The organism is Phyllobacterium sp. P30BS-XVII (assembly GCF_014138335.1).
GTDB classification, from domain to species: domain Bacteria; phylum Pseudomonadota; class Alphaproteobacteria; order Rhizobiales; family Rhizobiaceae; genus Phyllobacterium; species Phyllobacterium meliloti.
Map to the genome: position 1 here is coordinate 508,636 of NZ_JACGXO010000003.1, position 20,481 is coordinate 529,116.

General features: G+C 56.3%; 21 protein-coding genes. 8 read left to right on the plus strand and 13 right to left on the minus strand.

Annotated features, from left to right (window positions below):
• The 3 genes from cyoE to coxB all read right to left on the minus strand — a co-directional run bounded on the left by cyoE (position 1) and on the right by coxB (position 3,555).
• The gene (gene cyoE / locus FHW17_RS11675; protein ID WP_113097487.1) at positions 1–945 is read right to left on the minus strand and encodes a heme o synthase; all 945 of its coding nucleotides are present in this window, start codon (positions 943–945) and stop codon (positions 1–3) included.
• Positions 946–1,020: 75 nt separating this feature from the next.
• Positions 1,021–2,673 (minus strand): cytochrome c oxidase subunit I, encoded by a 1,653-nt coding sequence (ctaD, locus tag FHW17_RS11680; protein WP_112525012.1) that lies wholly within the window; start codon positions 2,671–2,673, stop codon positions 1,021–1,023.
• 39 nt (positions 2,674–2,712) lie between these two features.
• Entirely contained in the window at positions 2,713–3,555 is an 843-nt protein-coding gene (coxB, locus tag FHW17_RS11685; protein WP_112525109.1) for a cytochrome c oxidase subunit II, read from the minus strand.
• A 362-nt stretch (positions 3,556–3,917) separates the two neighbouring features.
• On the opposite strand from coxB, the gene FHW17_RS11690 reads away from it, so the two are divergent.
• Both FHW17_RS11690 and tldD read left to right on the plus strand, forming a co-directional pair.
• Entirely contained in the window at positions 3,918–4,457 is a 540-nt protein-coding gene (locus tag FHW17_RS11690; RefSeq protein WP_105736999.1) for an invasion associated locus B family protein, read from the plus strand.
• Between the two features lie 80 nt (positions 4,458–4,537).
• Positions 4,538–5,950, plus strand: coding sequence for a metalloprotease TldD (gene tldD, locus FHW17_RS11695; RefSeq protein WP_162700343.1), 1,413 nt, complete (start codon positions 4,538–4,540; stop codon positions 5,948–5,950).
• A 13-nt stretch (positions 5,951–5,963) separates the two neighbouring features.
• On the opposite strand, the gene FHW17_RS11700 is transcribed toward tldD, so the two are convergent.
• The 6 genes from FHW17_RS11700 to FHW17_RS11725 all read right to left on the minus strand — a co-directional run bounded on the left by FHW17_RS11700 (position 5,964) and on the right by FHW17_RS11725 (position 12,138).
• Entirely contained in the window at positions 5,964–7,193 is a 1,230-nt protein-coding gene (locus tag FHW17_RS11700; RefSeq protein ID WP_182509906.1) for a class I SAM-dependent RNA methyltransferase, read from the minus strand.
• A 7-nt stretch (positions 7,194–7,200) separates the two neighbouring features.
• Positions 7,201–7,947, minus strand: coding sequence for a TlyA family RNA methyltransferase (locus tag FHW17_RS11705; RefSeq protein ID WP_182509907.1), 747 nt, complete (start codon positions 7,945–7,947; stop codon positions 7,201–7,203).
• A 6-nt stretch (positions 7,948–7,953) separates the two neighbouring features.
• Positions 7,954–9,873, minus strand: a complete 1,920-nt coding sequence (dxs, locus tag FHW17_RS11710; protein WP_182509908.1) for a 1-deoxy-D-xylulose-5-phosphate synthase — start codon at positions 9,871–9,873, stop codon at positions 7,954–7,956.
• A 91-nt stretch (positions 9,874–9,964) separates the two neighbouring features.
• A complete protein-coding gene (locus FHW17_RS11715; RefSeq protein ID WP_112525022.1) occupies positions 9,965–10,888 on the minus strand; it encodes a pirin family protein in 924 nt (307 codons plus the stop codon).
• A gap of 64 nt (positions 10,889–10,952) precedes the next feature.
• Positions 10,953–11,207, minus strand: a complete 255-nt coding sequence (locus FHW17_RS11720) for an exodeoxyribonuclease VII small subunit (protein WP_112525024.1) — start codon at positions 11,205–11,207, stop codon at positions 10,953–10,955.
• A 4-nt stretch (positions 11,208–11,211) separates the two neighbouring features.
• Complete coding sequence (locus FHW17_RS11725; RefSeq protein ID WP_182509909.1) at positions 11,212–12,138, minus strand: histone deacetylase family protein; 927 nt, start codon at positions 12,136–12,138, stop codon at positions 11,212–11,214.
• 251 nt (positions 12,139–12,389) lie between these two features.
• Here FHW17_RS11725 and FHW17_RS11730 point away from each other — a divergent pair, with 251 nt between their 5' ends.
• From FHW17_RS11730 to FHW17_RS11740, 3 genes are read left to right on the plus strand one after another with little or no spacing between them, the layout of a single operon-like run.
• Entirely contained in the window at positions 12,390–13,448 is a 1,059-nt protein-coding gene (locus tag FHW17_RS11730) for a hypothetical protein (protein WP_182509910.1), read from the plus strand.
• The gene (locus tag FHW17_RS11735) at positions 13,445–14,143 is read left to right on the plus strand and encodes a hypothetical protein (RefSeq protein ID WP_182509911.1); all 699 of its coding nucleotides are present in this window, start codon (positions 13,445–13,447) and stop codon (positions 14,141–14,143) included. The genes FHW17_RS11730 and FHW17_RS11735 overlap by 4 nt, the downstream gene beginning before the upstream one ends.
• A complete protein-coding gene (locus FHW17_RS11740) occupies positions 14,140–14,796 on the plus strand; it encodes a hypothetical protein (protein WP_182509912.1) in 657 nt (218 codons plus the stop codon). The genes FHW17_RS11735 and FHW17_RS11740 overlap by 4 nt, the downstream gene beginning before the upstream one ends.
• Before the next feature lie 137 nt (positions 14,797–14,933).
• Here FHW17_RS11740 and FHW17_RS11745 read toward each other — a convergent pair whose 3' ends face one another.
• Complete coding sequence (locus FHW17_RS11745) at positions 14,934–16,217, minus strand: cystathionine gamma-synthase family protein (RefSeq protein WP_112525032.1); 1,284 nt, start codon at positions 16,215–16,217, stop codon at positions 14,934–14,936.
• Positions 16,218–16,354: 137 nt separating this feature from the next.
• Here FHW17_RS11745 and FHW17_RS11750 point away from each other — a divergent pair, with 137 nt between their 5' ends.
• Entirely contained in the window at positions 16,355–16,813 is a 459-nt protein-coding gene (locus FHW17_RS11750) for an Lrp/AsnC family transcriptional regulator (protein WP_112525034.1), read from the plus strand.
• Positions 16,814–16,998: 185 nt separating this feature from the next.
• Here the strand turns inward: FHW17_RS11750 and FHW17_RS11755 are convergent, their stop codons facing one another.
• Positions 16,999–17,220 (minus strand): helix-turn-helix transcriptional regulator, encoded by a 222-nt coding sequence (locus FHW17_RS11755; RefSeq protein WP_112525036.1) that lies wholly within the window; start codon positions 17,218–17,220, stop codon positions 16,999–17,001.
• A 94-nt stretch (positions 17,221–17,314) separates the two neighbouring features.
• On the opposite strand from FHW17_RS11755, the gene FHW17_RS11760 reads away from it, so the two are divergent.
• Positions 17,315–17,641 (plus strand): hypothetical protein, encoded by a 327-nt coding sequence (locus FHW17_RS11760; protein WP_112525038.1) that lies wholly within the window; start codon positions 17,315–17,317, stop codon positions 17,639–17,641.
• A 185-nt stretch (positions 17,642–17,826) separates the two neighbouring features.
• On the opposite strand, the gene ribB is transcribed toward FHW17_RS11760, so the two are convergent.
• Together ribB and aroC are read right to left on the minus strand one after the other, a co-directional pair.
• Positions 17,827–18,930, minus strand: coding sequence for a 3,4-dihydroxy-2-butanone-4-phosphate synthase (gene ribB / locus FHW17_RS11765; protein WP_091880937.1), 1,104 nt, complete (start codon positions 18,928–18,930; stop codon positions 17,827–17,829).
• Between the two features lie 15 nt (positions 18,931–18,945).
• Positions 18,946–20,040 carry a chorismate synthase gene (gene aroC, locus FHW17_RS11770; RefSeq protein WP_112525040.1) on the minus strand — a complete coding sequence of 365 codons (1,095 nt, stop codon included), beginning with the start codon at positions 20,038–20,040 and terminating at the stop codon, positions 18,946–18,948.
• 171 nt (positions 20,041–20,211) lie between these two features.
• Between aroC and FHW17_RS11775 the strand changes: the two genes are divergently transcribed.
• On the plus strand, positions 20,212–20,466 hold the full coding sequence (locus FHW17_RS11775) for a DUF1344 domain-containing protein (protein ID WP_091880941.1): 255 nt from the start codon (positions 20,212–20,214) through the stop codon (positions 20,464–20,466).
• The last annotated feature ends 15 nt before the right edge of the window (positions 20,467–20,481 follow it).

Genomic DNA, 20,481 nt, shown 5'->3' on the forward strand with positions numbered 1-20,481 from the left:
TCATGCACCTGCCAGGAAAAGCGCCTTGCGCACGAGGATCTCGCCAAGAAGCACCGCATAAAGGCTGAAAAGATAAAAGATCGAGAAAGCGAACATTTTTTTCGCAGGCTTGATCATTGCTGGACCAACAGGCACGCGCCAGACAGTCCAAGCGTAATAGGTGAACATGGCGCCCACACCGATGGAAAAGACGCCGTACACGATACCGGCGAAACCCATGATCCATGGCAGCACCGCGACAGGAACCACCAGAAGCGTATAGAGGAAAATCTGGAATTTTGTCGATGCTTCGCCCATCACATTGGGCATCATCGGGATTTTCGCCTTCTCGTAATCATCGGACATGAACAGCGACAGCGCCCAGAAATGGGGCGGCGTCCACAGAAAGATGATGAGGAAAAGCACAATGCTTTCAACGCTGACCGAATTGGTCACGGCGGCCCAGCCGATCATGGGCGGGAACGCACCGGCGGCACCGCCGATAACGATGTTCTGCGGCGTCGAGCGCTTCAGCCACATTGTATAGACGACCGCGTAGAAGAAAATCGTGAAGGCCAGCAGGAAAGCCGACAGGAGATTGACGAAGAGGCCAAGCGTGACCACCGAGAATGCGGACAGCAGCAGACCAAAGGTCAGTACTTCTTCGCGCGTGATCCGGCCCGCTGGAATAGGACGGTTGGCGGTGCGCTTCATGATCGCGTCAATATCGGAATCGTACCACATATTGAGCGCACCGGAGGCACCGGCACCGACGGCAATGCTCAGGATGGCGATAACGGCCAGAACAGGATTGATATGGCCGGGCGCAGCCATCAGACCAACAACGGCGGTGAAAACCACCAGTGACATGACGCGCGGCTTGAGCAAGGCAATGTAGTCCGACGCACTGGCTTCAGACAGGCCAATCGCGGTTTCTACAGTTGCATTTTTCTTCAGTACGGCCATTCGCTCAGTCTTGTTACTCAGTCGTTTCAACTTGAAGGTATCGGGGCCGCTGGGGTTCAGCGGCCCGGATTTTACTTACTTGATGCGTGGAAGCTGTTCCCACTGGTGGAAGGGCGGCGGTGATGACAGCTGCCATTCCAGAGTGGTTGCACCAGGACCCCAAGGGTTGGCACCGGCTTCGCGCTTTTTGGCAAAGGCTTCAAAGACGCCGAAGAGGAAGATCAGCACGGCCACACCGGAGATGTAGGAACCGATTGACGATACTTCGTTCCAGCCTGCGAATGCATCGGGATAATCGATGTAACGGCGCGGCATACCGGCAAGACCGAGGAAGTGCTGCGGGAAGAACACCAGATTGACGCCGATGAACATGACCCAGAAGTGCGTGTGCGCAATGGTGTGGTTGTACATGTAGCCGGTCATCTTCGGGAACCAGTAGTACCAGCCCGCGAAAATTCCGAACACCGCACCCAGCGACAGCACGTAATGGAAGTGCGCAATGACGTAGTAGGTGTCATGCATGGCACGGTCGAGACCGGCATTGGCGAGCTGCACGCCCGTCACACCGCCAACGGTGAACAGGAAGATGAAGCCGATTGCCCAGACCATTGGCGGCTTGAACTCGATGGAACCGCCCCACATGGTGGCGATCCACGAGAAGATTTTCACGCCTGTCGGCACGGCGATAACCATCGTCGCGAAGACGAAGTAGCGCTGTGTGTCGAGCGACAGACCAACAGTGTACATGTGGTGCGCCCAGACGATGAAGCCGACAACGCCGATGGCGACCATGGCATAGGCCATGCCGAGATAACCGAAGATCGGCTTGCGCGAGAAGGTCGAGACGATGTGACTGATGATGCCGAATGCCGGCAGGATCATGATGTACACTTCCGGATGACCGAAGAACCAGAACAGGTGCTGGAACAGGATCGGATCGCCGCCGCCTTCCGGTGAGAAGAACGTTGTACCGAAGTTACGGTCGGTCAGAAGCATTGTGATGCCGCCAGCCAGCACAGGCAGAGCCAGAAGCAGCAGGAATGCAGTGATCAGAACGGACCAGGCAAACAGCGGCATCTTGTGCAGCGTCATGCCGGGAGCGCGCATGTTGAAGATCGTGGTGATGAAGTTGATCGCACCAAGGATCGAGGACGCACCGGCAATGTGCAGCGACAGGATGGCAAAATCCATCGCCGGACCGGGCTGACCCGATGTGGAGTAAGGCGGATAGATCGTCCAGCCGCCACCCGTGCCGAAACCACCGGCAGGACCGGGAACGAACATGGAAAGGATCAGCAGAAGCAGCGCTGGCGGGAGCAGCCAGAACGAAATGTTGTTCATGCGCGGGAAAGCCATGTCAGGCGCACCGATCATGATCGGGACCATCCAGTTGGCAAAACCACCGATCAGCGCAGGCATGACCATGAAGAAGATCATGATCAGACCATGTGCCGTCGAGAACACATTGTACATCTGCTTGCCGGCATCGATGGCTGCATCGCCCTCGAAACCGTAAACCATGGATGCAAGGCCATGGAAAATCTGAATGCCGGGCTGCTGCAGCTCGGCGCGCATGGCGATCGAAAGACAACCACCGATAATACCGGCAATGATCGCAAAGATCAGATAAAGCGTGCCGATATCCTTGTGGTTCGTCGAATAAACCCAGCGCGTCCAGCCTGTCGGCTTATGAGCGTCATGGGCCTCGTGAGCTGCAGAACCTGCCATCAAAGTGCTCCCGTTCCTCAATAATTCGCGTCAACCAGCTTAGTTGCCGGCGACGTTTACGTTCTTGTCTGCGTCGATTTTAGCGGTGAGTGTCTTGTATGCGCCCGGAAGATCTTTCCCGGCAGCAGCAAACCACGCATCATACTGGCTCTGCGAAACCACATGGATCGCAATTGGCATGAACGCATGATCCTTGCCGCAAATCTGCGAGCACTGACCATAATACATGCCTTCTTTATCAGCCTTGAACCATGTTTCGTTGCTGCGGCCGGTGACAGCGTCCATCTTCACGCCGAAAGCAGGCATGGAGAAGGAGTGGATCACGTCAGCACCCGTCACCAGAAGGCGGACGGTTGTGTTCACAGGAACGACCATTTCATTGTCAACTGCGAGCAAACGCGGATAGGCCTTGCGGTCTTCCTTGCCTGCGGCAGCACGATCACCATCCTTGAGCATGACGGAGTCGAAAGAAACAGGCGCATCTGCCTGATATTCGTAACCCCAATACCACTGGTAACCGGTCGCCTTGATTGTCATCTTGGCTTCTTCAGGCGAATACTGCGCGGTCAGAAGCTGGAAGGATGGAATTGCCAGGAAGAGAAGAATGACAACCGGGCCAACGGTCCAGACAACTTCCACAGCCGTATTGTGGCTGGTCTTTGATGGAACCGGGTTGGCACTGGCGCGATAGCGCACCATGACCCAGGCCAGAAGAGCCATTACGAACAGTGTAATCGGGACGATGAACCACAATGTATAGCGCTCAAACCAGACGATCTGCTCCATAATGGCAGAAGCAGCCGGCTGGAACGTCATCTGCCAAGGCTCAGGCTGCGCAGCATATGCAGTACCGGCACTTAACAGGCTTCCCAGGACACCCATCAGCGTGACAAAGTTCTTCTTCACCTAGAAATCTCCCGAATGAAGCTTCAATTCCATACGTTAATACCGGGCTTCATTGTGGCCCGGTGATATGCCGCGTTCAAATCACACATTAGCCTACATCGCAAGGAAGGCGAACGTGATCCCGTGCGGCATTTTTGCGCGCAGCGTGCCTCCTGTGGATGACAGCATCTTGTAAAGACGTATGTTTTTTGACTTTCACTGTGATTTTACTGCATGAAGAGCGCATGGCTCACAATCCGGCCATTTTTACATTACACCAGACATATGAGAGCCGCTGTATGCTGGGGAGTGTTTGAGCGGTATTCTTTTCATCCGGGCCTCGGCGGTTTAACGTCTGGATGATTCGTTTTGGAGCCTACATGTCCTCTTTCGCGCTACGTAGCATCGCCCTTGGTCTGCTTTCCCTGTCTATTGCCGGTTTTTCCGGCGGTGCCATGGCGGCGCAGCAGAGCGGCACCGTCAAATCCACCCATGGCGCATGGTCAATCCTGTGCGACACCCCGGCAGGGGCAAAATCAGAGCAATGTGCTCTCATTCAGAATGTCGTCGCGGCTGATCGTCCGGAGATGGGGCTTTCGGTGGTGGTTCTCAAAACCGCTGACAACAAGGCGAAAATCCTGCGCGTGCTTGCACCGCTCGGTGTGCTTCTGCCCAATGGTCTTGGCCTGAATGTCGATGGCAAGGATATTGGCCGCGCCTATTTCGTCCGCTGCTTCGAAGATGGCTGCTATGCGGAGGTCATTCTGGAAGACCAGCTCGTCCAGACCTTCAAGACAGGCAAGGCTGCCACCTTCATCGTCTTCCAGACCCCGGAAGAAGGCATCGGCATTCCCGTCGAACTCAATGGATTTGGTGAGGGTTTCGACGCCCTCCCCTGATCTGCCAACAAGTTTTCTGTTGTAGCGGGCCGGGCGAGGCCCTACATCCGCTTCGTAATAACGTGAACGGATGATCCATTATGAAAAGCCTCATCGATAGTTTTGACGCACCGCGCGAAAAAATCCTCGAAACCGTCAAGCAAAGCCTTGATGGTGCCGATGATGGTGAGCTTTTCATCGAATACCGCGAATCGGAGGGCCTTTCCTTCGATAATGGCCGGTTGAAGAACGGTACATTCAATCAGGATCAGGGCTTTGGCCTGCGTGCTGTTGCTGGTGAAGCTGTCGGCTATGCCCATGCGGGCGAGCTTTCGCTGGGCGCGCTCAAGCGTGCGGCTGATGCCGCCTCGGCTGTGCGCACCGGTTATACCGGCGCCTATACGGCAGCCCCTCCCGGAACCAACCGCAGCCTTTACAGCGACGAAAACCCGATCGGTTCGCCCAGTTTTGAAGCCAAGGTTAAATTGCTGCAGGAAATTGACGCTTATCTGCGTGCCAAGGACCCGAAAGTGCGGCAGGTCTCGGTTTCACTGGCGGGATCGTGGCAGCAGGTGGAAATCCTGCGGGCTGACGGTCATTTCGTCCGGGATATCCGCCCGATGGTGCGCCTCAATGTTTCCGTTGTCGTCGGCAATGGCGACCGGCAGGAAAGCGGCTCCTATGGGGCCGGTGGCCGCCGCGGCTTTGGTGAATTCATCACTGCCGAAAAATGGCAGCATGCGGCCGATGAAGCCTTGCGTCAGGCACTGGTCAATCTGGAAGCCATCCCCGCCCCGGCAGGAACATTCGACATTGTTCTCTCCAGCGGCTGGCCCGGCGTGATGCTGCATGAAGCCGTCGGCCATGGCCTGGAGGGTGATTTCAACCGCAAGAAGACATCGGCCTTTGCCGGTCTGCTCGGCCAGAAGGTTGCATCCAAAGGTGTGACCGTTGTCGATGACGGCACGATTTCCGAACGTCGCGGTTCACTCACCGTGGATGATGAGGGTGTGCCGACCAACAAGACAGTGCTGATCGATGACGGTATTCTTGTCGGCTATATGCAGGACCGGCAGAATGCACGCCTGATGGGTATGCAGCCGACGGGCAATGGACGGCGTGAATCCTATGCCCATGCGCCCATGCCGCGCATGACCAACACCTATATGCTCGACGGCGACAAGACGCCTGAGGAAATCATCGCTTCGGTGAAGAACGGCATCTATGCGGTTTCGTTCGGCGGCGGTCAGGTGGATATCACCTCCGGCAAATTCGTCTTCGGCTGCACCGAAGCCTATATGATCGAAAACGGCAAGATCGGCGCACCTGTCAAAGGCGCGATGCTGATCGGCAATGGCCCCGATGCCATGCAGCGCATTTCCATGATCGGCAATGATCTGCAACTCGATACGGGCATGGGCAATTGCGGCAAGGGCGGCCAGTGGGTGCCTGTTGGCGTCGGCCAGCCGCATCTGCGCATGGACCAGATGACCGTGGGTGGAACGGCGGTCTAACGACCGCCTCCCCTTATTTCTTTGACAGCAGCGCGACAGCTTCGACGTGCGAGGACCAGAGAAACTGGTCAATCGGCACAACGCGGTCGATCTTGTAGCCGCCTTTGACAAGGATGCTGAGGTCACGGCCAAGCGTCACCGGATTGCAGGATACGGCTGCCACCTTCGGTACATTGGATTTGGCAATCTCGATGGCCTGTGCTTCGGCACCCGCGCGCGGCGGATCGAAAACCAGACCGGTGAAGGGCGCGAGTTCACGCGCCAGGAACGGCCGGCGGAACAGATCACGGCGCTCCACACTCACCGGCTTCAGACCCTGAACATGGCGTGCACCACGATCCAGCGCATCAAGGGCCACCTGCTCGCTTTCTACCGCATGAACCGCTGATTTTTCAGCAATGCGCAATGCGAATGTGCCGGAGCCGCAGAACAGGTCGAGAGATTTTTTGGCTTTGCCCAAATGCGCCATCACCAGTGCCGACATGGCTTCCTCGGCCTCAACCGTCGCCTGCAGGAAGCCGCCCGCGGGAATGTAAACAGGCACCTTGCCGAAATGCACCAGCGGCTTTTTCGGCTCGACGATGATTTCGCCTTCAAAGCTTAACCGCGCAAAACCCTTTTTCAGAACAAGATTGGTCAGCGCATGGCGCTTGCCCGCATCCGGTGCGCCGCAGCCCGAGGCCATGATATCGAGCCCGGAAGCTGTCGCCGTCACGGTAAGCTTGAAGGGTTTCATGCCGCCGCCAAGCACCGCCACAACCTCGCGCAGATCATCCAGCCGGGAGACGATTTCCGGCGTGGTGACTGCACATTCGGTAATGTCGATGAGTTCATGGCTCTGGTGCCGGTTAAACCCAAGCACAGCACCATGGTCGCTGGTACGCACGGCAAAAACCGCGCGCCGCCGCGTATGGGGCGGGCACGTTATCAATGGATCGAGTTTGAATTGCAGACCGCGACCGCCAAGCGCTTCCTGTACCAGCGCGCGCTTCCAATCCTGATAGGCGCTGTCCTGCCAATGCTGGAGGGCACAGCCGCCGCACTCTTCAAAATGGCGGCAGGCCGGAGCAATCCGCTCAGGCGATGGTTCAAGCAGGGCCATCATGGTTGCGCGGCCATTTTCCAGCGCGACATTGGCGGTTTCGCCGGGCAGAGAGAATGGCACGTAGACGCTGCCTGCTGCTGTTGCAGCAATGCCATCGCCCCCGGCGCCCATCCGCTCAATTGTTACGCGCGTGCTCATCAGCTCTTCAATCTTTTCTCTTCAAACCGGCCAGAAGATATTCGCGATTGCCATCGCCGCCTTCGATAGGCGAAGGGCAAAGCCCCAGGGCTTTCCAGCCCGGCAATCCATCCAGCCAGTTCCTTAGAGCATTTGCAACGCGTTCGCCATCCATTGGATCGCGCAAAATGCCGCCCTTGCCGATTGCCTCGCGCCCGGCCTCGAATTGCGGCTTGACGAGAAGAACGCAATGACTGCCCAGCTCGGCCAGATCAAGTGCCGGTGGCAGGGCGAGTTTCAGCGAGATGAAACTGACATCCGAGACCACAAGACCAATTGTCCTATCAGCCAGATGCGCGCGGGAAAGCTCCCGTGCATTCAAATTTTCAAGGTTGGTCACGCGGATATCAGTACGCAAACTGTCATGCAGTTGGCCATGGCCGACATCAACGGCAATGACATGCGCCGCACCGCGTTCCAAAAGGACCTGCGTGAAACCGCCGGTGGATGCACCGATATCCAGCGCATTCACACCACTCACATCAATGGAAAAATGATCGAGCCCGGCAATCAGTTTCAGCGCGGCGCGCGAAACATAGGTGCTTGCCGGATCGTTGACACTGATATCAACTGTTTCGTTGAAGGTCGCGCCTGGCTTGGTGACAACGGCATTGTTGACTGTGATCGTGCCACGCACAATCGCATCCCGCGCCCGGGAGCGGCTGGCAAACAGGCCCTTTTCAACGAGCAGTTGATCTAACCGCAGCGATGCCATTGCCAGTTAAGCGCGCGCCGGAGCGGCCAAAGTGGTGCGGCCAAGCGCTGCGAATACGGTCTGAACAATGCCCGCCCGATCCAGCCCTGACCGTGCATACATGGCTTCCGGCTTGGCATGGTCAAGATAAAGGTCTGGCAGCGTCAGCGTGCGAACCCGCAAACCATGGTCAAGCAAGCCATCGCGGCTGAGGAAGTGCAGGACATGGGAGGCAAAGCCGCCGATAGCGCCCTCTTCCACCGTGACGAGAACCTCATGTTCTCGCGCCAGACGGCGGATCATGTCTTCATCCAGTGGCTTGGCAAAACGGGCATCGGCAAGAGTTGTCGAAAGTCCTGCCGCATCGAGTTCGTCGGCAGCGGCCAGACATTCCTGCAGGCGCGTGCCAAAGGAAAGCAGCGCGACCTTGGAGCCCTCGCGGATGATCCTGCCCTTGCCGATCTGCAATATCTCACCGCGTTCCGGCAGATCAATGCCAACGCCATCGCCGCGCGGGTAGCGGAAAGAAATCGGGCCTTCGTCATATTCCGCAGCGGTGCGAACCATATGGCGCAGTTCCGCCTCATCCGATGCGGCCATGACGACAAAGCCCGGCAATGCCGCAAGGAAGCCCGTATCAAACGAACCCGCATGGGTGGCACCGTCAGCCCCCACCAGCCCTGCCCGGTCAATGGGGAAACGCACCGGCAGATTTTGCAGGGAAACGTCGTGTACCACCTGATCATAACCGCGTTGCAGGAAGGTGGAATAGATCGCAGCGAACGGCTTGAATCCTTCCGATGCCAGTCCAGCGGCAAAAGTCACCGCATGCTGTTCAGCAATGCCGACATCAAACACCCTCTCGGGAAAAACTTCACCAAAGAGATCAAGTCCGGTTCCACCCGGCATGGCGGCAGTCACAGCGACAATCTTATCGTCGTGGCGCGCTTCCTCAATCAGGCTGGTTGCGAAAATCTTGGTATAGCTTGGTGCATTTGCGGGTGGTTTTGCCTGCGCGCCCGTGATGACATCGAACTTGTTGACGCCGTGATATTTGTCGGCGGCAGCTTCCGCCGGGGCATAGCCTTTGCCCTTCTGTGTGACCACATGCACGAGCACAGGCCCGTTCATCGTATCGCGGACATTTTTGAGAACCGGCAGAAGATGGTCGAGATTATGCCCGTCGATAGGCCCGACATAGTAAAAGCCAAGCTCTTCGAACATGGTGCCGCCGGTCCAGAAGCCGCGCACATATTCTTCGGAAAGCCGCGCCTTTTCCTGCAGGAATTTCGGTAGTTTCTTCGCCAGTTGCTTGGCGGTCTCGCGGATGGAGCGATAGGTGCGGCCTGATACCAGCCGGGCCAGATAGGCGCTCATGGCACCCGTGGGCGGAGCAATCGACATATCATTGTCATTGAGGATGACGATCAGCCGCGCATCAAGCGCTCCGGCATTGTTCATCGCCTCATAGGCCATGCCAGCCGACATGGCGCCATCACCGATAACCGAGATTACATTGCGCTTGATGCCCGATAGATCGCTGGCAACAGCCATGCCAAGCCCGGCTGAAATGGACGTGGACGAATGCGCCGCACCGAAGGGATCATATTCGCTTTCGCTGCGCTTGGTGAACCCGGATAGTCCGCCTTCCTGCCGCAAGGTGCGGATACGGTCACGGCGGCCCGTCAATATCTTGTGCGGATAGGCCTGATGGCCGACATCCCAGATGATCCGGTCATCGGGCGTATCGAAAACATGGTGCAAGGCAACGGTGAGTTCCACCACGCCCAGACCCGCACCGAGATGACCGCCGGTGGTCGAAACAGCGTCCACCAGTTCCGCCCGCAACTCCTGTGCCAGTTGCGGCAAATCCGATTCCGGCAGGGCGCGTAAATCCGAGGGGATTATGACGCGATCGAGCAGCGGTGTTTCCAGTTTCTTCGCCAAAGCACAGGTTCCAGTTCCAGGGTCACTTCTTGCGGTTTCCTAGATGAATTCGGGGCAAGCAGCAAGAAGTGCAGCTTTCTCCTTACCCATGTCAATTTTCAGGCAGGGGTATGAACTCTTCCTCATCACCGGGTACGATATCAAAGCGGCCTGAGCGCCATTCTTCCTTGGCCTGCTCAATCCGCTCTTTTGAAGATGAAACGAAATTCCACCAGATATAGCGCTTCGATGGCATGGTTGCACCGCCAAACAGCATGAAATGCGCGCCTTGGGGTGCTGATATGATAATTTCATCGCCAGTTCGGAAGGCCAGCAGGCGGTCGGCGGGAAAACTTTCACCTGAGATCTCTACCGATCCGTCCAGCGTATAAATCGCCCGCTCTTCCGCCGCATCAGCAGGTATCTGGATATGCCCGCCCGGTTGCAGGCGGATATCGACATAGAGCGTTTCCGCGTGTTGTTTGACCGATGAGCCCGCCCCATGAAACGCGCCCATGACCACACGCGCTTCCATCCCGGCCTCATGCAGGACGGGCAATTCCCCCGCCGCCGTATTGGCAAAGGTCGGGTCTATTTCTTCCAGATGATCGGGCAGCGCCAGCCATGTCTGCAAACCGGATATGGGCAAGGGCTGGGTGCGCAACTCCTCCGGCGAGCGTTCGGAATGGACAATGCCGCGTCCCGCCGTCATCAGATTAACGTCACCCGGACGGATGACCATTTCCGTGCCAAGACTGTCGCGGTGGCGGATATTGCCGTCGAAGAGATAGGTCACTGTCGACAGGCCGATATGCGGGTGCGGGCGCACGTCCAGCGCGTCGGTGGGTCGCAGGATCGCGGGGCCCATGCGATCAAAGAAAATAAACGGTCCGACAAGTCGCCGCTTTGCCGTCGGCAGGGCGCGGCGAACCTGAAAACCACCGATATCGCTGGTGCGCGGAATGATCAGCGTCTCAATCGAATCAACCGCCGTGGTGTCACCGGGTTGTGGATCATTGCCGGGGAAAAAGCTCATCAATGCTGCTCCAACCTATTGGAGCCGCATCATAGCGTCTTGCAACCTGCCTGAACAGCCGCGCCTATTCCGGGTCGAGCGGCTCGGTGCCGACAGGCTGGCCATCGCGGCCCAGCCTGATCTTCTCAACCTTGTCTTCAGCGGCACGCAGCAGCGTATCGCAATGTTTTTTCAGGGCTTCACCGCGTTCATAGATACGGATGGACTGCTCAAGCGGCACATCGCCGCGCTCCAGATCGTCCACAATCTTTTCCAGTTGATCGAGCGCCTGCTCGAAGCTCATGGCGGCGATATCGGAGTTGGGTTGTGCATCGGCCATGGTTTCAACCTTTCATCAAACGTTTGATATGTGCGCCGGCGGATAGCGACATGCCCTTGAGGTCGTATCCGCCTTCCAGCAGGCTGACAACCCGGTTCGACGCATACTTCCCAGCTCTTTCGAGCAAAACGCCGGTCGCCCAGTCAAAATCATCCTCGTCCAGATTGATCTCGGCAAGAGGATCACGATGGTGCGCATCAAAACCGGCTGAGATGATAATCAGATCCGGTTTGAAACTGTCGATGGACGGCAAAACACGCATGTTGAACGCCTCGCGGAAATCCTCGCTTCCGGTCTGCGGCGCCAAGGGTGCATTGACGATATTGCCTGCACCGGTTTCATCCTTGGCACCCGTGCCGGGATAAAGCGGCATCTGATGCGTGGAACAATAGAGCACTGACGGATCGTCCCAGAAAATATCCTGCGTGCCATTGCCGTGATGCACATCCCAATCAACAATAGCAACGCGTTCAGCCCCATGCGCCTTCTGCGCGTGGCGGGCGGCGATGGCTGCGTTGTTGAACAGGCAGAACCCCATGGCGCGGTTGCGTTCCGCATGATGGCCCGGCGGACGCGATGCCACGAAGACATTATCCGCCCGGCCCGCAAACACATCATCGACAGCCGCATTGGCCGCGCCGATGGCGGTCAGCGCCGCTTCCCAGCTCTTCGGGCTGACGGATGTATCCGCATCAACGCGGGTCATCCCCTCCTCCGGCACAGCCTGGCGGACCCGCTCGACGAAATGCCTGGGGTGCGCATAAAGGATGGTCGCTTCATCGCCCAACGGCGATAGCGTACGATCCAGCGCATCAAAAGCACTGTCCTCCAAAACCTTGCTAAGCGCACGCAAGCGGTCCGGCCGTTCGGGGTGGCCGACAGGCGTTAGATGTTCCAGATAGATCGGGTGCGAATAAAGACGGGTGACCATATCGGCTTTCTGCAACTGTGAATGGACATCAGCACAACCCTAAGGTCGCATGGAGAGAATTTGCACAGACGCCGCGCTTTGCACAAGAGGCAAAGGGCAGATGAGTGCGCCTCTTTCTCCGGTGGCAAAGCCGGGCTCATTCAACCCACGATGGTAAGAATCTCTGAAATTTCATCAAAAATTCCAACCAACGTCTAATTGACGACGACTTGCTCATTGTAGGAATATTATCCTTTTAAGGGATAGTATTCATGACATTGCATGGTGAACATTCTTCCAGAAATCTCCGGCTCCGATGGCACATTTCCGCCAATGAACTGCAACTCAAAGCGCTGAAGATAGCGCCGCATAGCACTCTGCGCAGCAGGCAATATCGCCAGCTTGAAAATGAGCGGGCAATGCTGGAGGCGGAACTCCGACTTCAGACGGGAATCGACCTCTGGCGAAAGTATGACCCGGACCAGCCGCGCGAGCCTGCGGGAACGCGCGAAGGCGGGAGGTGGATCGATGGCGGGGGTGCTGGCGTCGCTGTGACGGCCGCTGTCACTACGAATGATAATAGTCAGGGGCGCGCATCAGGAACGTCCTGGATAGATAGTGCTGCTAATGCATTCGGTAGTGCTGCAAATGCACTGCGCCCATTAGTGAACAAGATTCCAGCCGCTGCGGCACTCACCGAAATCTTGAATGGAATGCGATGGACCGATGATATTGGCGGCCATATTGCAGAATACAACGAACTTGTTGCGGACGTTGGAAATGATAGCCGCCTTGTCCCAATTATATCGTCTCGCGCGCAGGCATACACCAAGGGAAAAGACGACGCGAAAACTTGGGCTGCAGTCGCTGCGCTTTCCCGTGAAGAGGCCGCAAAATACTGCCCTTACTTCATGCGAGTTCAGCACATGTTGAACGAGGCCACGCGAGAGGCAGGGCCAGTCTCGAATTATGGTTCGATGACTCTTCGCGGCACTGCCATCCACTCCTTGCTCAGGGAGAAAGTTAAAAGCGTCGGAAGCCCCAATCTTCGAGCTGAGATATCATTCCTTAAATCGCTCAGCGGCTCGCTCTCAGATCGTGTTCACCCATCAAGTCCAGACGCTTCAAGATGGGTAAAGTACGGCACGAAGGGCTCCGTCCGTGTGGATGTCTATGACAGAGCCTCAGAGAAGCTTGTCTGCGTCTACGACGCGAAAACCGGAGAAAGTGACATCACAGTTCCGCGCTTGGGCGAAATTGGCAGAACAGTCGCAAGATATTTTGGCGAAGGCACACAATTTTTTGTTATGGGGATGAAACCATTCGAATGACTACAATCAAACAAGTCAAAGAAACTGTCCAACCCCTCCTCGCACGTCATGCTGATTTAGCGTTGGTCGGACGATACCTTATCCTGACGCCGGTGCGGCATTTCGTTCGCGGTGTCTTGATTGATGCCAGTGGTGATCGGAACATTTTCGTCCCTGCCACGAGTGTCTGCCTCACATTTGATGGAGATGCCACACAGGGTATCGGATGGGGAGACCATTTAATCTATCTCTCTTTCGAAGAGGCTGATCCCGATCTGTTGTATAAAAGGAGAAATGATCCCCGCTTTGGCAAATGGGATACCCGCTACCCTGAAAATATCGAGTTGATGCTGCGCTTTATCGAGGCTTCGTTGGAGCCACTGCGTGAGATGACCACCTTCGAGCAGATGATGGCTTTTGCCCAACGCCCCGAGAATAATCTTACCCCATTCGAGTTCATGTATTATGCGCGGTTCCTGCTGGCAGCGGCCATTGGCGACTTTGAAACGGCAAGACATATCATCGAAAAACGAGAGGGAATGCGGCTGAGTCTGGAAGCTCATTACCCCTCGCTCTGTCCGGCCCTCATTGCCGAGGACCGGGCAGAAGTGGCCAAATGCCTGCATGAACTGGAAGCCAAGACGATCAAAAACCTCAAACTATCGAAATACTGGGAACCGACGCCCTTCCCGCTGGAACGCAAGGCGACCCAATGACCACTGGGGCACAAATTCGCAAAATGGTAAAGCCATTGCTTGTACGTCATAGCGATCTGGCAATGGTGGGCCGTTTCATGGTCGTCGGACCCATTCATCACCTTCGGCGCGGAATTTACCTCGACTACTATAGAAACCCCTGGATGTTCGACCCGCGAACCGTGGTCGATATCTTCATACCACCACGTAATATCGGATTGTTGGGGCTTGGAGACCATCTCTCAGACCCTAAAACGGGTTATTGGGACGCGACAAATCCAGACTCAGTTGAACGATTTTTCGATTTGCTCGAAGATAAAATTCTACCGAAACTGCGCTCCACGACGACGTTCGATCATTATCGGATATTGACCGAACAATATCGCGCTTCGGGTGATTATTATGACAGGGATCGCTTCTTTGAAATGCTGATTGCAACGGCGGTTGGCAATTTCGACCTTGCTCAATCCATTGTTGAGCCACAGCCCGATGTACAGCTTTATCTTGGAGAGCTGGCACCGTCGTTTTATCCGGCTCTGTTGGCGAGGGATCGCACAGAAATCGCAAAAATCCTGCACGCATGGGAAGCCCAAACGATCAAGACATACAAGCTGGAGAAATTCTGGGAACAGACGCCCTTCCCGCTGGAGCTGCAGGAGACCCCGCCGCCTTAGAAGCTGCCTGATACTTTACCCCGCCGGGACATATGACGTGGTTTCGAGAACCGGAGCGCAGCGTATGTAAGTACGCGAGCACTGGAAGCACAAAACCGCGTCAGATGAGCGGCGGGGCAGAATTGACGGGCGGTTTGTTAGGCGACGCTCAAAGCCTGAGTGAGGTCAGCGATCAGATCATCCGGATGTTCAATGCCGATGGACAGCCGGATAGTCGAATCCAGAACGCCGATCTTCTGCCTGACATCCACAGGCACGCCCGAATGGGTCATGGTCGCCGGGTGGCTGGCAAGGGATTCTGTTCCGCCAAGGCTGACTGCCAGTTTGAGAATTTGCAGCGCATTGAGGAATTTGAAGGCGGCGGGTTGGCCGCCCTTGATATCAAAGGAGAAAGTGGAACCAGCCCCCGTGCATTGCGCGGCAAATGTGCGGCCAAGCGGCGAGTTTGCATCGTGGTAGGGCAGATAGTGGATCTTTTCCACTTTCGGATGATCACGCAGGAAATCGGCGATGGCCAGCGCATTGTTGTTGGCCTTCTCCATGCGGATGCTCAGCGTTTCCAGCGAGCGGCCCAGCATCCAGCAGGAATGCGGATCAAGCTGGGTGCCAATGGCACCGCGCAGCGCCTTGACCTGTTTCATCACGGCTTTCGATCCAAGCGCAGCACCAGCAATGAGATCGGAATGGCCGCCGACATATTTGGTCAGCGAATAGAGCGAGATGTCGGCACCATGTTCAATCGGACGCTGGAACACTGGCCCAAGCAGGGTGTTGTCGCAGGCAATAACCGGCGTGTGCCCCTGTTTCTTCCCGATCGCATCGGCAATTCGGCGGATCATCGCCACATCCACCAGACTGTTGGTCGGGTTGGCGGGCGTTTCGATGAGGATGATGGAAACGCGTCCCTTGGTCATGGCTTCGTCAGCGGCGGCCTGTACGGAGGCTTCGTTGACCCCGTCGGCAAAGCCAACTGCAGCCACACCCATGTTGAGGAATGTCTTGGCCAGCAGCGTTTCCGTGCCGCCATAGAGGGGCTGCGAATGCAGCACCGCATCGCCGGGGCGCACAAACGCCAGCAGTGTCGTGGCAATCGCCGACATGCCGGAGGAGAAAAGCGCGCAGCTTTCCGTGCGCTCATAAACGGCCAGACGATCCTCGACGATCTCGCTGTTGGGATGGTTAAAGCGCGAATAGACGAGACCGGCGCCCACGCCCGCTGGCGGCTCCTTGCGGCCGGAGACGAAATCAAAAAAGTCGCGGCCTTCCTCGGCGTTCTTGAACACGAAGGTTGAGGTGAGGAAAACAGGCGGCTTGACCGCGCCTTCCGACAATTCAGGGTCAAATCCGTAGTTCAGCATCAATGTTTCAGGATGTAATTTGTGGTTGCCGATGTGGGTCTTGTACGGATGGGGAGCGGCCATGCGAATCTCCTTGGGCGAATCTTGGGTATGAGAGGTGGAGTGTCTCAAGCAAATTATATCAAATGCAGTGATCAATCCTTGCTTTTTGCGATCAAATTGCATTGATTGCGGCAAACAATTGCCAAGAATGAAAAGATATGACGCAGAAAATTGCTGACGAGACCGATAGGCGCATTCTGAAGGAATTGCAGGCGGATGCGCGGATCACCAACAACGACCTGGCCGAGCGCGTCGGCCTGTCGCCTTCGCCCTGCCTGCGGCGTTTGCGGCGCATGGAGGAAGCCGGAATCATCCGGGGCTATACGGCGCTTATCGACCCGGTGATTGAGGGCTGGACCATGGCGGCCATTGCCACGATCCGCCTCAGCCGCCAGCATGAGGATGAGATCGTCATGTTCGAGGAAGCCATTCGCGGCTGGGACGAAGTGCTGGAATGCCACCTCGTCACCGGCTCGCGCGATTATGTTCTGAAAGTGATGAGCGCCGGGCTGGAACAATATGAGCGCTTCATCAAGGAAAAAATCGCCCGGCTGAAATGCGTTGCCTCCATTGAGACGAGTTTTGTTATGAACACGATCAAGGAACGACGGGTTTAAAGATTTTTCCTGTTGCAGGGTTGTTGGCGCGTAGTTCGTGGTGCGTGGTTCGACAGGCTCACCATGAGGGAGATGGGTGATGAAAGGGAGTCTAGTTCTGTAAGGTAGGTCGTTCTGCAACGTTGGAGATTAGCGTTGCATCCACTACTCTTCGCTTGTGATTAGCGCTGCATCCACACTCCCCCTCATGGTGAGCCTGTTGAACCACCAAGCAATTCTGCAACGTCGGACTGAAGTGCCAACGCAATCTGCTCCGCGGTTTCCAGAGTAACATTCATCTGCCCGGCTTCGATGCGGCTGACATAGGCTTGGTCTGCGCCTATTCGCATGGCCAGTTCTTCCTGCGAAATGCCAAGAGCACCCCGTCGTTCCTTCACCGCCAACCCAAATCGCTTTTTGATATCCATAGGTGGCACGAAGCCGGTTGACAGCGATTTCTTCCATGTATTTTAATACATATTTTTGAGCTAACGGATTGGACCGATCAGCGGAGTACATATAATGAACGATTATAATTTCTGGGCCCATCTGCTCGACACATTTCAAGCCTCGCCAGATTTGATCAAGGCGATATGGCTGCTCACACCTCCCTTCTTCATGCTGGGGCTGGTGGTACTGACACTGCGGTTCAAGATTGACAGCAAGCGGGCAGATAAAGGGCTTGGTGGTGAACTGGTTTATTCAGTCCTTCGTGATGCGCAAAACCGGGTTCATATCGTCAGCCATGTGAAGCAGGCGGGCGATAATCCGCCACTGCTTTTTCTCGATCAGGGTGAGAGCAATGCGTTTAACCACGCAAACCACCCACGCAGTCATCCTCGGGCTTGACCCGAGGACCTATAATTCAAAGTCCTGAACATCCGGATTCATCTGATTTCTGTAGTCGTGGGTCCTCGGGTCAAGCCCGAGGATGACGGGGAGAGGTGGGTCCCTCATAGTAGTTATGTCGAACCACGCATGACCCGTTTTGCAGCTTATCAAAAAGGGCAAACCATTCTGGATTTGCTTCAACCTCAGATAATATCCGTCCGCGTAATCTGGATACCAAAGCCCTCAAGGCCGACATAGTGCCGTTCGCGCGATGACAGGAGCCGGATTGAGGTGATGCCGAGGTCTTTCAGAATCTGCGCGCCAAGACCGATCTGGCGCCATTCTTCCTCGCGGACCTTGGCTTCCGCGTGGGCTTCGCGCTCCTGCAAAGTGGCCCGGTTGCGGTCGTCATCACGGCCAACACCGACAGAGCCTTCGCGCAGATAAACAATCACACCGCGCTTTTCCTCGGCAATGCGCTTCATGATGCTGTCAAGCGTGTTGCGGGTGCCGAACACGTCGCTCAGAATATCCTCACGCTGCAGGCGTACAGGCACATCCTCACCGTCACGGATATCACCATAGACAATGGCCGCGTGGTGCATCGGCTCCCATGGCAGGGCATAGGTGATGGCCTTTGCTTTTCCGGCGCAGGTGTCGATCTCATATTCACCAATGCGCTCGATCAGCGTTTCCTTGCGCTGGCGATAGGCGATGAGGTCGGCGACCGTCACCTGATGCAATGTGTGGGTTTCGGCAAAGCTTGCCACCTGCGGGCCGCGCATCACCGAACCATCATCATTGACGAGTTCACAGATCACGCCAACCGGCGGCAGACCGGCAAGCTTGCACAGGTCAACAGCCGCTTCCGTATGACCGGAGCGCATCAGCACGCCGCCTTCGCGCGCGATCAACGGGAAAATATGGCCGGGACGCACGAAGTCAGTCGCGCCCGCATTGGGGTTAGCCAGATTGCGCACGGTCAAGGTGCGGTCATCGGCGGAAATGCCGGTGGTGGTGCCGTGCTTATAGTCGACAGTCACGGTGAAGGCGGTGGAATGCGGCGCATCATTCTCAGCCACCATGGGTGTGAGGTTCAGGCGCTTGGCGTGTTCGCGCGGCATAGGCGTGCAGACAATGCCTGACGTGTGGCGCACAATGAACGCCATCTTTTCCGGGGTGCAATGAACGGCAGCAACGATCAGATCGCCCTCATTCTCGCGCCCATCATCATCCATGACGACGACGATTTCACCGCGTTCGAAAGCGCGCAGCGCATCGACGACCCGTTTTTGATTGTAAGCCATAGTTGCGCCTCTTGCTTAAATGCGACCGGTCTGGCCGCGATGTCTGAGATAATGATCGGCAATTGCGCAGGCAACCATGGCTTCGCCGATGGGTACAGCGCGGATACCAACACAGGGATCGTGGCGGCCCTTGGTCATCACATCCACCTGCTTGCCATCGGCATCGATACTCTGACGCGGGGTGAGGATTGATGAGGTGGGCTTGACGGCAAAGCGCGCAACAACGGGTGCCCCACTGGAAATACCGCCGAGAATGCCGCCCGCATGATTCGACAGGAAAATCGGTTTGCCGTGATTGTCCATGCGCATCTGGTCAGCGTTTTCCTCGCCGCTCAGCTTGGCCGATTCGAAACCGTCACCGATTTCAACGCCCTTCACCGCATTGATGGACATGAGATAGCTGGCAATATCCTGATCAAGCTTGCCATAGACAGGAGCGCCGAGACCGGCAGGCACATTTTCCGCAACGATTTCGACAACCGCACCAATGGAGGAACCCGCCTTGCGGATACCGTCGAGATATCCGGCAAAGAGATCAACGGAGCCGGGGTCCGGCGTGAAGAACGGGTTATTATCCACCTCGTCCCAATCCCAGCGGTCGCGGTCGATGCTGTGAATACCCATACCGACAAGCGCGCCGCGCACGATCAGGCCGGGCACGACCTTGCGGGCAATAGCACCGGCGGCAACGCGCGCTGCGGTTTCGCGGGCTGATGAGCGGCCACCGCCGCGATAGTCGCGAATGCCATATTTCACATCATAGGTGTAATCCGCATGACCGGGGCGATACTGGCGGGCAATATCGCCATAATCCTTGGAGCGCTGATCGGTGTTCTCGATCATCATCGAAATCGGCGTGCCGGTTGAGATCATTGTCACGCCATCATCCTGCAGCATGAAACCGGACAGGACCTTTACCTGATCGGGCTCACGGCGCTGGGTGGTGTATTTCGACTGGCCGGGCTTGCGCTTGTCGAGATAGGCCTGAATCTCGGCCTCGCTAAAGCTGATGCCGGGCGGACAACCGTCAACCACGCAACCAAGCGCGATTCCATGGCTTTCACCCCAGGTTGTGACACGAAAAAGATGACCGAAAGTATTATGCGACATGAGGGTATCCGGTGTTGCGTCAGGGGGTTTTATGAGCGTTTACGCCTGTGGTCAAACCCGCCGCTGAAATTCCTTCTTCCACCACGAAAAAAGCAATTGTTTTGCCACAGTTGGACGCTCTAAGTTGCGGAACAAATCGACCACCAGATTTTGATTAAAGAGGATATCAAAATGCGTTTCATCGTCGCAACATTCATGTTTGTCGCTTCCCTGCTTCCAGTCGGCGCGCTTGCCGACGATGCGCAGGGCACGATCACCAAAATCGATGAAGTCAATTCGACCATTACGCTTGATGATGGCAAGGTCTACAAACTGCCGGGCGAGTTCGATTTCAGCGCCATCGACAAGGGCATGAAGGTCACAATCATGTTTGATCTGGTCAACAAAGAGCGCTTCATCACCGATATTGAAGAGACGGTGCAATAAGCGTCTGTTTGCAAT